Below are 12,729 nucleotides of genomic sequence, written 5' to 3'. Positions count from 1 at the left end.
CATCCTCCCCCGCGTGGCGGGGGAGGGGGACCGCCCGAAGGGTGGTGGAGGGGGGAGCCAAAGCCGAGACTCTTNAAGCTGGTGGAGGGGGCGGCAAGAGTCTCGGCTTTGGCTCCCCCCTCCACCACCCTTCGGGCGGTCCCCCTCCCCCGCCCCGCGGGGGAGGATCACGACTGCACCGCCGGTGACCCAACCTTTTTCAAACGGAGCAATTCTCACCATGGCTGATGCCACCTACGACGCGCTGATTGTCGGTTCCGGCGCTTCCGGGATCTTCGCGGCGCAGGAACTCACGGCGCAGGGGCTGAAGGTGTTGCAGCTCGAAGCGGGCCCCGAGATCGGGCCGGCCGATTTCGATGCCGCCGACCGCCCGCGCCAGACCGATATTAACCTCTGGCAGCGGGCCAAGGCGACGCTGAGCGGCCAGGGCGTGCAGGCGCGCGCCGCGTTCTTCGATGGCCGGATGCGGCATCTGTTCGTCAACGACATCAAGCACCCCTACTCGACGCCGAAGGACGCGCCCTTCGTCTGGATACGGGCCCGCCAGGCCGGCGGCCGGACGCACACTTTCGGGCGGGTGCTGCTGCGCTGGACCGATGATGATTTCAAAGTCCGAAGCCGCACCGGCCGGGGCGTCGACTGGCCGATCGATTATGCCGAGCTCGCCCCGTATTACGAGGAAGTCGAGCGCGCGCTCGAACTCTATGGCCAGCCCGACAACGTCCCCACCCTGCCCGACAGCCTCTATGCGCATCGCGCCGAACTGACCGGACCCGAGCAGCAGTTCAAGGCCGCCGTCGAAGCGCAATGGCCCGAGCGCAAGGTGGTGACCTGGCGCTATATCGGCCCCGAACCGACCCGCGTGCTGCGCCCGTTGCGCGAAGCCATCGCCTCGGGCCGGCTCGACATCCGCTACAACACCATCGCCCGAAAAGTGCTGACCGACGCGACCGGCAGCCGTGCCACCGGTGTCGAGGCGATCGATACGGTAACCGGCAAGGTCCAGGTGCTCAGCGCCCGCGCCGTGGTGCTCTGCGCCTCGCCGGTCGAGAGCATCAGGCTGCTGCTCAACTCCGCCTCCGACCGGCACCCCCTCGGCCTCGCCAACAGCTCCGGAACGCTCGGGCGGTATTTCGTCGATCAGCTGCCCTCCGTCGCCGCCGGCACCTTCCCCGCCGCCACGGGTTGGTCGACCGCCGACACGGCTCCATCAGATCCGTTCTACGGCCCCTCGGGCGGCGTCTACCTGCCCCGCTTCGTCGGCGCGGACGGCACGGCCAGCACTGATTTCGCCTACCAGGGCTCGATCGGCCGCAGCCGCACTGCGCCCGACCGCCCGGCCCGGCTCAGCTTTTTCGGCTATGGCGTGATGGCGCCCGACCCGGATAACCGCGTCACCCTTAACCCGCGTCGCAAGGACGCCTGGGGCATGCCGATCGCCCATATCCGTTGCAAGATCGGCCCCGAGGACAAGCAGACGCTGGAGCGCGAACTCGCCGCCCTGGTCGAAACCGTCGAGGGCGCCGGCGGCGAGCTCGAGTATATCGGCTCGCCTTTGGGCCTCAGGGAAATGGGCCGCGGCGCCTACCCCGATGCCGACCCGCTGAGCCGGCTGGCCTTCCGCACCCTGTTCAAACAGACCATGGTGATGGGCGCCGCCATCCACGAAGCGGGCGGCGCGCGCATGGGCGCGGCGCAGGCGGATTCGGTGCTCGACCGCTACAACCGCAGTTGGGACGTGCCCAACCTGCTGGTCACCGACGCCAGCGCCTTCCCCGGCGGCGGCGTCTCGGGCACCACGCTGACCATCATGGCGATGACGATCCGGGCGTGCCGGCAGCTGGCGGGGGAGTTGCGGGGTTAGGGGGAGCCGCAGGACTCTCCTTCATCCTCCCCCGCCCCGCGGGGGAGGATTGCGGCACGGCCGGTGCCCCCACCCACCCCTAGACGCTCACAACCCTCTGCTGTTACGTCACAATCCCGCCCATGGAGAACCGGCTCAAGCGATGGCGAAGCGGACGGAGATTCGGACGGCGGGACCTTCGATTGCCGATGTCGCGCGGGAAGCCGGCGTCGCGACATCGACGGTGAGCCGCGCCCTGACTATGCCGGGTCGCATCGCCGAGCCGACCCGGCTCAAGGTCGAGGCCGCGGCGAAAAAGCTCGGCTATACCGGTGGCAACCAGACGGCTCGGAACCTCCGGATCGGTACCGCCCGGACCATCATGATCGTCCTCCCCGAGGAGCTCTATACCGGCGCCTCGCAGACCGTCACCGAAGTGCTGCGGGCCACCGGCAGCGGGCTCAGCGAGCGCGGCTTTTCGCTGCTCATCGCCAACGTCTCGCGCGAGGCCGATACCGACGAGCATATCCTCACCGTGGCGCTGGGCGGCACGGTGTCGGGCGTGTTGCTGATGGCGACCAACATCCCCGAAGTCGCCGGGCGCAGCCTCGGCGACCTCGGCCTGCCGATGGTTTCGCTGCACTTTGATTTGAGCGGCAAGAACATCCCCAGCGTCGTCAGCAACGACCACGAGGCCATCGGCAATGCCGCAACGCAACTGGTGGGGCTCGGCCACCGGCGCTTCCTCTATGTGCGCGGGCGGCTCGACAACTACCACGAGATCGAGCGGCTGCGCGGCGTGCGCGACGCGCTCGAGGCCAGCGGCCTGCCCGAGAGCGCGCTGACCCTCAGCCAGGGCGATTTCAACTTTTCGGGCGGCATCGCCGCCGGCCACGAGTTCCTCGGGCTCGACCCCGCCGACCGCCCCACCGCGGTGATCTGCGCCAACGACGATACCGCCATCGGTTTCATCAAGACCGTGCTCGATGCCGGCCTCGCGGTGCCAGGCGATGTCTCGGTGATCGGCTTCGACGGCGCCGCCGTCGGCCCGTTCATGACCCCGTCGCTCTCGACGGTGCAGCAGGACACCGCCGAACTCGGCCGCCGCGCCGCCCACCTCATCACCGACATTGTGCTGGGCGAACACCGCTCCAACCAGCACCGCTTCGAGGTGCCCTGCACCATCGTGCTGCGGGACAGTGTCAGGGCCCGCTGAGCCTGATGCGCTGCATTGTGGGTGATCGGAGCGGCGTTCCCTCACCCCGCGCCGCCGCGCCATGGGAAGGCGGTGATGCGGAGCGTTTGGGCGCCGCAGGGGACGAGGCGGATCGGTTGGTTTGGCGTGGTGTCGCGGATCGGGCTCAGCGGCGTTTCGTCGGCAATGTGGTCGTCGCGCGCCAGCGTCCATTGCGGCAGCGGGATGCCGGCCAGGGTCAGGCTGATCGGCGACGTCTCGGGCAGCCATGGGTTGACGGGCATCGGCGAACGCTCGATCGCGAGGTCGATCGCGCCGCCATTGGCATCGCGGTCGAGCCCGTAATTCCACGGCGATCGCGCCGAGAACTCCATCTCGTCGAAGCCGTCGGGCAACGGCTTGAGGATGGTGCGCTGTTCGGCGATGCGGAGCGAAAACACCAGCGGACCGCGCCAGACGCTGACGCTGCCGCTATGGCCGGTAGCAAGGCTGACCGGGGCGTCGAAACTCAAGGTGACGGTGTCGCCGCTCTGCCACTGGCGTTCCACCCGCAGGAAGCTGCCGGCAACCACGGCGTCGATCGGCTGACCGTTGAGCTCGGCCCGGGTGGCCTTGCTCCATCGCGGGATGCGCAGCAGCAGCGGGAACGACACCGGCTGGGCAGTGTCGACGATAAAGCGGGTGGTATCCTCGAACGGATAGTCCGTCTGCTGGGTGATGCTGACCGCGACGCCATCGATCTCGGTTGAGACCGTCGTCGGACCATGGGCGACGGCAGCAAGGCCGCCTTCGGCCGTCGCCATCCAGGCGTATTGCACATATTTGGGCCAGCCCATGTGCAGGTTGTAGCAGCAGCAATGAAAGCCCGAATGCGGGCTGACCAGCAGGTCGTCGCCATGGTCGTCGCGGAACGGCATGAGCCCGCGCGGGTTGGTGCGCGCCACCGGCATATTGGGCAGCGAGTAATACTGGTGCTGTTTGAAATCCTTGGTGGTGGCCGCCGCGAGGAGGTTGAAGGCGATCCGCTCCTGTTCGTCGCCGATCGCTGGGTCGGCCAGCACCTTGAGCGCCATGGCGTTGCTGAGGATCTGTTCGGCCATCGAGCAGAGTTCGACGCCCTGCGTGTCGGAATGGCCGACCAGCGCCTCGGTACCGCTCCACATGCCGAAGGCGAGGCCGTGCTCCTGGCGGAGCTTCTCGTAGCCGATGCCGAACGCGTCGCGATGGCTCGCCTCGCCGCTGCGCTGGTAGAGCACCACCGGGTATTTCATCGCCTGCGAGACGTTGACGGCGTGGCTGGGCGCGAAGTCGGTCTCCTTCACTTCCAGCGTATTGAAGAACTCCAGCCAGCCATTGCCCTGCGCCGGCAGGGCGTCGGCGATCTCGAGCAGAAAACTCTCGCCGGTGCGGTTGTAGAGCCAGAACAGCGTGTCGATCTGGTCGGCCACCCGGGCGCGGGCCCAGTTGTGCAGCGGCTGGCTGGCGATGGTATCGCCGAGGTAGCGGGCATAGCGCAGCAAGGCGGGAATGATGCGCGCGTCGCCGGTGGCTTCGTGATAGTCGCGCAGCGCCCAGCAGATCACCATGCGCGGCCACCAGTCGAGATTGGAGGCGGGGCCGATCTGGCCGTTCGGCTGCTGCCCGTCGAGCAGCGCATCCACCCACGCTTGGACCTTCTGTTTGAGGTCGGCATCGTCGTGGAGGAAGGCGAGGCTGATCAGCCCGCGGAGGTAATACGGCCCCTTCTCCCAGTCTTCGCCCGTGCCGCCGCGCCAGGCACTGTCCGGCCCCAGCGATGGCAGGATCGTTTCGGCATGGCCGGTCATCCCCGTAGCCTGCAGCTTCAGCTGATTGGCGAGCCACCCCCCTGCCCTGACGCTGCCAAGCGGCAAGGGAATGAACGGCGTCTCGAGCAGCGGCGCACGGTTGGCGACGGGGGAACTGGCGGTCATATCGGATCCTGAAAAGTTGGGGCTAGCGCAGCCGTTCGCCGGTCTTGGCAAAGAGCCGCATCTGGCTGGGCTCGCAGCCGAGCCAGACCGGCTGGCCGGGCTCGAAGTCGTCGCCGTCGCGCTGCTCGGCGACGACGGTCTCGCCGCTGCCGGTGACGCAGTAGAGGTAACGCGTGTTGCCCAGATACTCGGAGAAATCGACCCGCGCCGCGATGGCGCCCGGGCGCTCGGCGCCGGGATGGAGGTGTTCGGGCCGGATGCCGAACTGGATGTCGCCGGGGGCCGCGCCAAGCTCGGCCGCGAGCGCCAGGCTGGCGCCGGCGACTTCGACAGTGCGCCTGTCGCGCAGGCGCGCCGCAAGGAAGTTCATCCGCGGCGAGCCGATAAAGCCGGCGACGAACATGTTGTCGGGGTCTTCGTAGACCTGTCGCGGGGTGCCGACCTGTTCGATCCGGCCGTCGCGCAACACCACGATCTTGTCGGCCAGCGTCATCGCCTCGATCTGGTCGTGGGTGACATAGACCATGGTGTTGCCGAGCTCGCGATGCAGCCGCGCCAGCTCGATACGCATCGAGACGCGCAGCTCCGCGTCGAGGTTGGACAGCGGCTCATCGAACAGGAAGGCGAGCGGCTTCCGCACAATGGCGCGGCCGATGGCGACGCGCTGGCGCTGCCCGCCCGACAGCTGGCCGGGGCGGCGTTCGAGCAGATGATTGATCTTGAGGATCTCGGCCGCCGCGCCGACCCGGGCTTCGACCTCGGCCGGCGGCGTATGGGCGATCTTCAGCCCGAAAGCGAGGTTATCCTTGACGCTCATATGCGGATAGAGCGCGTAGGACTGGAACACCATGGCGATGCCGCGCCGCGCCGGATCGGAATCGGTGACATCGCGGCCACCGATCAGGATGTCGCCATCGGTGACCTCCTCGAGCCCGGCGATCATCCGCAGCAAGGTGGATTTGCCGCAGCCCGACGGGCCGACGAACACCACGAACTCGCCGCCATTGATGGTGAGGTCGAGGCCGTGGATGACATCGACCGAGCCAAAGCTCTTCTGCACATGGCGCAGCTCGATATCGGCCTTCACCAGAGTTTCCGACTGCATGCTCATGTCGCGGACCTCACCCACACCAGCATTTCGCCCGGGGCCCGGTTGTCCCACAGGTAATAGGGCACGAAGCGCGCCGTGGTGTCGCTCAGCCCGGGCACATCCGAGCGGTAGAGCTCTGCCGACCAGGCGCCATCATCCTCGCGCAACGCCGGCAGCGACAGGCTGACCGCGCCGCCGAACTCGGTGATCGGCGCGGTGGCCATGCCGCCAAGGCTGCGCGGCAAGAGCAGCGAATTGAGCTGCCCACCATTGTCCGCCTCTTCGAGGCAGTAGACCAAGGGCCCTCGCGCCACTGCGACCCGGCCGGTATCCTGCCGGACCCTCGGGTGGGCCCGCACCGGGCGCGCCTCCATCGGCAGCGCCATCTCGACCACATCGCCATCGCGCCACTCGCGCTCGATCGTGAGATAGCCCGAGCTGCCGGTCTCGACCGGCACGTCCTGGCCGCCGATCGCCACCCTGGCGTTGCGGCACCAGGAGGGGATGCGCAGCGACAGGGTGAAGCGCGTCGGACGGTCGAGCCCGATAGTGAGACGAACGGCGCCATCCCACGGGTAGTCGGTGCTCTGCGTCAGGGTCAGGTCGGCGCCCGCCACCTCAAGCTTCGAAACACTGTCGGCATAGAGATGCACCGCGACGCCGGTGTCGGAGACGCCGTAAATATAGGTGCCGATCGAGGCCACCAGCCGCGCGATATTGGGCGGGCAACACGGGCACTTGTGCCAATCCCAGCGGTGATGCTGGCCGTGGCTTTCGAGCGGATTGTCGTAGAAGAACCGCGAGCCATCGCGCGACAGCCCGGTCAGCGCGCCATTGTAGAGGGCCTGTTCCAGCACATCGGCATAGCGCCGGTCGGGCGCGCTGCCGAGCATCCGGCTGGCCCAGAACACCAGGCCCACCGAGGCGCAGGTCTCGGCATAGGCGGTATCGTTGGGCAGGTCGTAATAGTCGGTGAACCCCTCATTGGAGGCCGATGGGCCGATGCCGCCGGTGACGTACATCTGCTTGCCCGTCAGATCGTTCCAGAGGATTTCCAGCGCCTCGGTGAGCGAGCTGTCGCCATATTCGGCGGCGATATCGGCCATCCCCGAATAGAGATACATGGCGCGCACCGCGTGCCCGACCACCTTCTGCTGCTCGCGCACTGGCACATGCGACTGGGTGTAGCGGAAATCGGCATGGAGCGATGCCGGCCAGGATCCCTTGGCGTTCTCGCCGCGCGCCTCTGCCTCGACGTCGAAATAATGCGGCTGTTGCCCGCGCTGCTCGACGAAATATTTGGCGAGCTCGAGATAGCGCCGCTCGCCGGTCTCGCGCGCCAGCCGCACCAGCGCCAGCTCGATCTCTTCGTGGCCGCAATAGCCGGGCTTCTGGCCCGGGCCGGTGCCGAAGGTGCGCTCGATGTGGTCGGCATAGCGCATCATGGCGTCGAGCAGCTTTCGCTTGCCGGTCGCCTGGTGATAGGCGACCGCCGCCTCCATCAGGTGACCGGCGCAGTAGAGCTCGTGACAATCGCGGAGGTTCGTCCAGCGCTTGCCCGGCTGCATGCGGATGTACCAGGAGTTTAGGTAGCCATCCCCCTGCTGCAGGCCCGCGAACATCTCGATGATCCGGTCCATCTTCGCTTCGAGCGCCGGATTGGGGCGGCGATAGAGCGCGTAGGCGGCGGCCTCGATCACCTTGGCGACGTCGGAATCCCAGAACATCTGGGCCGTGATGGTGTCGAGCACGCCGTACTGGTTCCGGCGAAACGGCAGGCGCATCTCGGGCACCGGCCGGGTCGGGTCGATCTGGTCGAACATGCCGGCGGCGAGGCACCGCTCATAGAGGATGTCGACGGTCTTGTTGGCCACGGCGTCGATGTGCTGGCCCCAGAACCCGTTGACCGCAACCTGCGGGATGCGCAGCGGGCGGAAGGCCAAAGGGGCTTGGACGGGCGGCTCGGCGGAAATGGCAGTCATCTGAGGTTCCCGGATCATTTGACGGCGCCCGCGGTGAGGCCACGGACGTAGTAGCGTTGGAGGAGGAGGAAGAGCGCGAGGCACGGCAGCATCATCACGGTGACGCCGGACTGGATGGCGCCCCAGTTGATGGTGCCGAACTGGCCCGAGGCCACCGCGGTCATCAGGATCGGCAGGGTGTACTTGTCCTGGTCGGTCATGAAGATCAGCGCGGCAAGGAACTCGTTCCACGAGTTGAGGAAAGCAAAGATCGCGACGGTGACCACGCCCGGAAACACCAGCGGCAGCATGACCTTGACCAGCACCAGCCAGACCGAAGCGCCATCGACCCGCGCCGCCTCCTCGATCTCGCGCGGCACCGCGTCGAACGCATTGCGCATCATGAACACCGAGAACGGCAGCTGCAGCGTCACGTAGACGAGGATCAGCCCGAACAGCGAGTTCTGCAGTTTCAGCGCCGACAGGATCAGGAACAGCGGCGTCAGGATCGACTGGAACGGCACCATGATCGACATGATGATCAGGACGAACAGGGTGTTCTTGAACGGGAACTTGAAGCGCGAGAAGCCATAGCCGGCCAGCAGGCTGACGATCACCGAGATGATCACCGTGCCCAGCGCCACCGTCAGGCTGTTGCCGGCATGGGCCCAGATCCCGGCGCCGAAATCGTTCAGCACCGCATAGTTGTCGAGCGTCGCGCCATCGACCGGCCAGGGTGGGATGGGCGGCTTTCGCGCCTCGATCGGCCGCTTGAAGCTGACGAGGATGCTCCAGGCCAGGGGAGCGAGGAAGAGCAAGGCAACGCCCATGCCGAAACCATGGCGGGCGATGCCGTTGAGGAGAGCCTTGCGGCGGCGGGCGGCCTGGCGGGCTGACATGGCTCAGATCCCCTCATGCGTGCGGAGGATCCGCAGTTGGACGACACTGATCGCTAAAAGGATCACCAGCAGCACCATGGAAAGCGCCGCGCCATAACCCATGCGGAAGGAGACGAACGACGAGTTGAAGATCCAGTAGACCGCCGTGAGCGTCGTGTTGCGCGGGCCGCCCTGGGCGATGATGTAGAACTGGTCGAAGGCCAGCATGGAGCCTGCGACCGAAAGGATCAGCGCCAGCGCGATGGTGCGGCGCATCAGCGGCAGGGTGATGCGGGTGAAGAGCTGCGGGCGCGACGCGCCATCGATGCGGGCCGCCTCGCGCAGGTCCGTCGGGATGCCCTGCAGCCCGGTCATCAGGATGATCATGGTGAAGCCGGAGGTCTTCCAGACCACCATGGCGATGACCGACCAGAACGTCGCATCGAAGCTGGAAAGGATGTTGATGCGCTTTTCGGTGAGGCCCAGTTGCTGCAAGGCGGGACCGAACAGCCCCGCATCGACATTCATCAGCCAGGCCCAGAGCAGGCTGGCCGAACCGAAGCCCACCACCACCGGCAGGAAATAGATGGTGCGATAGAACCCGGCCAGCGGACGCTGGCGTTCGACGAACAGCGCCAGCGGGAAGGCCACGGCGAAGATCACGACGGTGACGACGACGGTGTAGTAGAGCGTGAAGCGCATGGCGCTCCAGAAGCGCCCGTCGGCCAGCAGCGCCTCGTAATTGCCGAGCCCGATGAAGCTCGATTTGCCGAGCAGCGGCCAGTTGTGCAGCGACATCCAGGCGGTCATCCCCAGGGGGATGACGAAGAAAGCGACAACCAGCAGCAGCGCCGGGGCGACAAAGAGCAGCCCGACAAGCTGCCGGCGGCCTGGTCTGCGACGCGGATTTCGGGTTGGCCTTGGGCTGCTGGCGGTGGTGAGGGTCTCAGTGGCCATTGCTGTCATCGAACTTGCTGAGAAGGGGCGGGCAAAGGGTGTCCGGAGCCCACCGGGAGGTCGGGGCTCCGGACAGGGCATGGCGCGAGAGCCATGCCGGTCGGGCTTACTTGCCGTAGTTGTCGATGATCGACTGCATCGTCTCCTGGGCGGTGGCGATGGCGCCGTCGGGATCCTCACCGAAGAAGGCTTCGGTCAGCATCTGGGCCCAGGGGCCGGTCGGGCTGTTGATCAGGTCGTTATAGACCGGCGTCGACGGCGTGCGGCCGATCGACATCGCCTCGGCGGCAATGGCGTAGCGCGGATCCTGATCCTTCAGCGCCTCGGCGGCGACGTCGGCGCGGGTCGGCAGGCTGCCGCCGCTGGCAAGGATCGTCTGTCCCTCAACCGAATAGAGGAAATCGACGAATTCCTGGATCGCCGGCAGCTTGTCGGCATGTCCGGCCGACACGGCGAAATTGTCGCCGCCGCCGAACGAGGAGCGGTTGCCATCCTTGCCGGGGATGAAGGTGATGCCGAAATCGACGTCGGGATATTCCTTGGTCAAGGTGCCGATGGAGAAGGCGCCGGACTGCGAAATGCCGATATTGCCGGCCGCAAAGGTCGAGAGCCAGTTGCTGCCATTGTCGGTTTCGGCGCCATCGGGCACGTAGCCCTTTTCCACCATGGTGCGGTAGAAGTTGATGGCATCGTGCATCTGCGGCGTATCGAGCGTCGCCTTCTTGCCGCCTTCGGCGAAGATGTCGCCACCCGAGGCCCAGACCAGCGGCAGGAAGGTGAAGGCGTTACAGCCGCCGCAGGCGCCGGCGAAATAGAAGCCGTTGATATCGCCACCCAGCGCATCGACCTTGGCGGCAGCCGCCTCGATCTCGGCCCAGTTGGTCAGCGGCGCATCGGGGGCGAGCCCCGCCTGCTCGAACAGCTTCTTGTTCCACAACAGCACCGAACCCTCGGCGAGCAGCGGCAGGCCATAGGTCTTGCCGTCATAGCCGCCGGCCTCGATATGGGCCTTGGACAGCTGGTCGTAATAGGTGAGCCCCTTGGCAAAACTGCTGAGGTCTTCGAGCTGGCCGGCCGCCGCGAAGGCCGGGGTGTAGATCAGGTCGAGCCCGATAATGTCGGGCGCCGAGCCGCCGGCGGCGGACGTCGCGTATTTCTGCACCATCTGGTCGGACGGCACGAGCTGCAGGTCGACCTTGGTTTCGTGGCCGGCATTGAACGCCTCGACCAGCGCCGGCAGGGCGCTGCCCTGGCGCGACCACATGGTCAAAGTCGTCTGTGCGAAAACCGGCAGGCTGGTGCCGAGCACGAGCCCGGCCAGGCTGACCGCAAGAATGTTGCGAGCAAGTTTCATGGTTTCCTCCATCCTCACCCCTTCAGCATGAAGCGGGCGATCTGTTGTGGCCGAGGCTGCATCGCGTTGCCGGACGTACCGGATGTGCAGCTCGGGGCCGGTTGACTAGACCTCCTCACCCTCCACGCGCTGGCCGCCGCCGCAGGATTGGCGGACGACCAGGGTGCAGGGAATCTTGTGCTCGGCGGCGGTATCGAGCTCGCCGCGCGACATCGCCAGCACCATCAGGCCGGCCTGCTGGCCGAGCATCCTGAGGTTCATGTCGATGGTGGTGAGCGGCGGCAGCGTCGCATCGGCGACGATCTGCCAGTTGTCGAACCCGACCACGCCGACTTGCTCGGGCACCCCGATGCCGCGCTCGCGCAGCTCGTCGATGACGCCGCGGGCAATCTGGTCGCTGCCGCAGGTAATGCCGTCCGGCGGCGGGCTGGCGCCCGACCAGAGCTCGGCCACCGCCTGCCGTCCCCAGCGCTCGGCCCACTGCCCGTGCATGACCCGCCCCGGCTTGCCGATGGCTTCGCGATAGCCCGCGGCGCGGTGGCGGGCGGCAAGATGGCTCTCGGGGCCGGTGACGTGCACGATGTCGCGGCGGCCGGTCTTTAGCAGCCAGTCGGCGCCCATCCGCGCCCCATCCTGGTCGTCGACGGTGATGGTCGGCGAGCCGGTCGGGCTGGCGGTCAGCGCATAGACCACCGGGACATCGGCATCACTGAGGTCGAGCGGGATATGCCGGTCGGCGCGGCGGCCGGAAACGATCAGCCCATCGACCCGCCGCTCGAGCAGCGCGTTGACGTGCAGCCGCGCCCGCTCGGGGTCCTCGTCGACCGCAGCCAGCAGCACCGAAACGCCATGATCGACCAGCGCGTCGGTGATGCCGGCCATCACCGGGAAGCTGAAACGACCATAGGTATCGTCGGTGAGGAGCCCGATGGTCAGGGTGCGCTTCTTGATCAGCGCCTGCGCCATCAGGTTGGGCCGGAACTTCAGCCGCAGCGCCACTTCCTGGATCGCCAGGCGCGTCTGCTCCGACAAACGTCCGGTGCCGTTCAGCGCGTTCGACACCGCTGCGATGCTGACCCCCGCAGCTTCCGCGACATCCCTGATCGTCACTTTGGTATCGCGCATCGCCACTGGTGAAAGGTTTCATCACTCTGCTTAAACGCTTTATCAATCGGGTTTGGTGGAGTCAATGGAGTCGAGTGGGAACGCGATGTCGGGGTGCCTGGAACGTGCAGTCGGGGCGCCCTCTCCCGCTTACGGGGGAGGGCGGATGAGGGCGAAGAGCCCTCACCGCGAGGGGACCGGCCGACAGGCCGGTGGGAGGGGGGTGCCGCAGACACGGGCCCTGCCCCGTCCGCTCACTATCAATGCGTGGGGCATCGCCAACCGTCAGTGCGTGGGTGAGCAAGCGGGAAGATCGCTGACACTATTGTCCGGATACATCGCTGACAGTTTTCACGGTGTTGGGGGCTGGTCGAGCTGGTCCGAACCTTGAGAGT

At 66.8% G+C, this 12,729-nt stretch carries 9 protein-coding genes; 2 read left to right on the top strand and 7 right to left on the bottom strand.

The window, feature by feature from the left end:
* Nucleotides 1–220: 220 nt before the first annotated feature.
* Together ASC89_RS04185 and ASC89_RS04180 are read left to right on the top strand one after the other, a co-directional pair.
* A complete protein-coding gene (locus ASC89_RS04185) occupies nucleotides 221–1,864 on the top strand; it encodes a GMC oxidoreductase (protein WP_055877439.1) in 1,644 nt (547 codons plus the stop codon).
* A gap of 142 nt (nucleotides 1,865–2,006) precedes the next feature.
* Entirely contained in the window at nucleotides 2,007–3,059 is a 1,053-nt protein-coding gene (locus tag ASC89_RS04180) for a LacI family DNA-binding transcriptional regulator (protein ID WP_055877436.1), read from the top strand.
* A 41-nt stretch (nucleotides 3,060–3,100) separates the two neighbouring features.
* Here the strand turns inward: ASC89_RS04180 and ASC89_RS04175 are convergent, their stop codons facing one another.
* The 7 genes from ASC89_RS04175 to ASC89_RS04145 all read right to left on the bottom strand — a co-directional run bounded on the left by ASC89_RS04175 (nucleotide 3,101) and on the right by ASC89_RS04145 (nucleotide 12,355).
* Nucleotides 3,101–4,990, bottom strand: a complete 1,890-nt coding sequence (locus ASC89_RS04175; RefSeq protein WP_055994988.1) for a beta-L-arabinofuranosidase domain-containing protein — start codon at nucleotides 4,988–4,990, stop codon at nucleotides 3,101–3,103.
* Between the two features lie 22 nt (nucleotides 4,991–5,012).
* Nucleotides 5,013–6,101, bottom strand: coding sequence for an ABC transporter ATP-binding protein (locus tag ASC89_RS04170; protein ID WP_055994985.1), 1,089 nt, complete (start codon nucleotides 6,099–6,101; stop codon nucleotides 5,013–5,015).
* Nucleotides 6,098–8,062, bottom strand: a complete 1,965-nt coding sequence (locus tag ASC89_RS04165) for a glycoside hydrolase family 127 protein (RefSeq protein WP_055994982.1) — start codon at nucleotides 8,060–8,062, stop codon at nucleotides 6,098–6,100. The genes ASC89_RS04170 and ASC89_RS04165 overlap by 4 nt, the downstream gene beginning before the upstream one ends.
* Before the next feature lie 14 nt (nucleotides 8,063–8,076).
* Nucleotides 8,077–8,940 carry a carbohydrate ABC transporter permease gene (locus ASC89_RS04160; protein WP_055994979.1) on the bottom strand — a complete coding sequence of 288 codons (864 nt, stop codon included), beginning with the start codon at nucleotides 8,938–8,940 and terminating at the stop codon, nucleotides 8,077–8,079.
* A 3-nt stretch (nucleotides 8,941–8,943) separates the two neighbouring features.
* Nucleotides 8,944–9,876 carry a carbohydrate ABC transporter permease gene (locus tag ASC89_RS04155; RefSeq protein ID WP_055994976.1) on the bottom strand — a complete coding sequence of 311 codons (933 nt, stop codon included), beginning with the start codon at nucleotides 9,874–9,876 and terminating at the stop codon, nucleotides 8,944–8,946.
* A 106-nt stretch (nucleotides 9,877–9,982) separates the two neighbouring features.
* Nucleotides 9,983–11,230, bottom strand: coding sequence for a sugar ABC transporter substrate-binding protein (locus ASC89_RS04150; protein ID WP_055995204.1), 1,248 nt, complete (start codon nucleotides 11,228–11,230; stop codon nucleotides 9,983–9,985).
* A gap of 105 nt (nucleotides 11,231–11,335) precedes the next feature.
* The gene (locus ASC89_RS04145; RefSeq protein ID WP_055994973.1) at nucleotides 11,336–12,355 is read right to left on the bottom strand and encodes a LacI family DNA-binding transcriptional regulator; all 1,020 of its coding nucleotides are present in this window, start codon (nucleotides 12,353–12,355) and stop codon (nucleotides 11,336–11,338) included.
* Nucleotides 12,356–12,729: the final 374 nt, after the last annotated feature.

Origin of the sequence: Devosia sp. Root413D1 (genome assembly GCF_001425235.1) — a bacterium.
GTDB lineage: Bacteria > Pseudomonadota > Alphaproteobacteria > Rhizobiales > Devosiaceae > Devosia_A.
The sequence above is the reverse complement of the archived record's forward strand: the minus strand, read 5'-3'. Positions and strand labels throughout refer to the sequence as shown.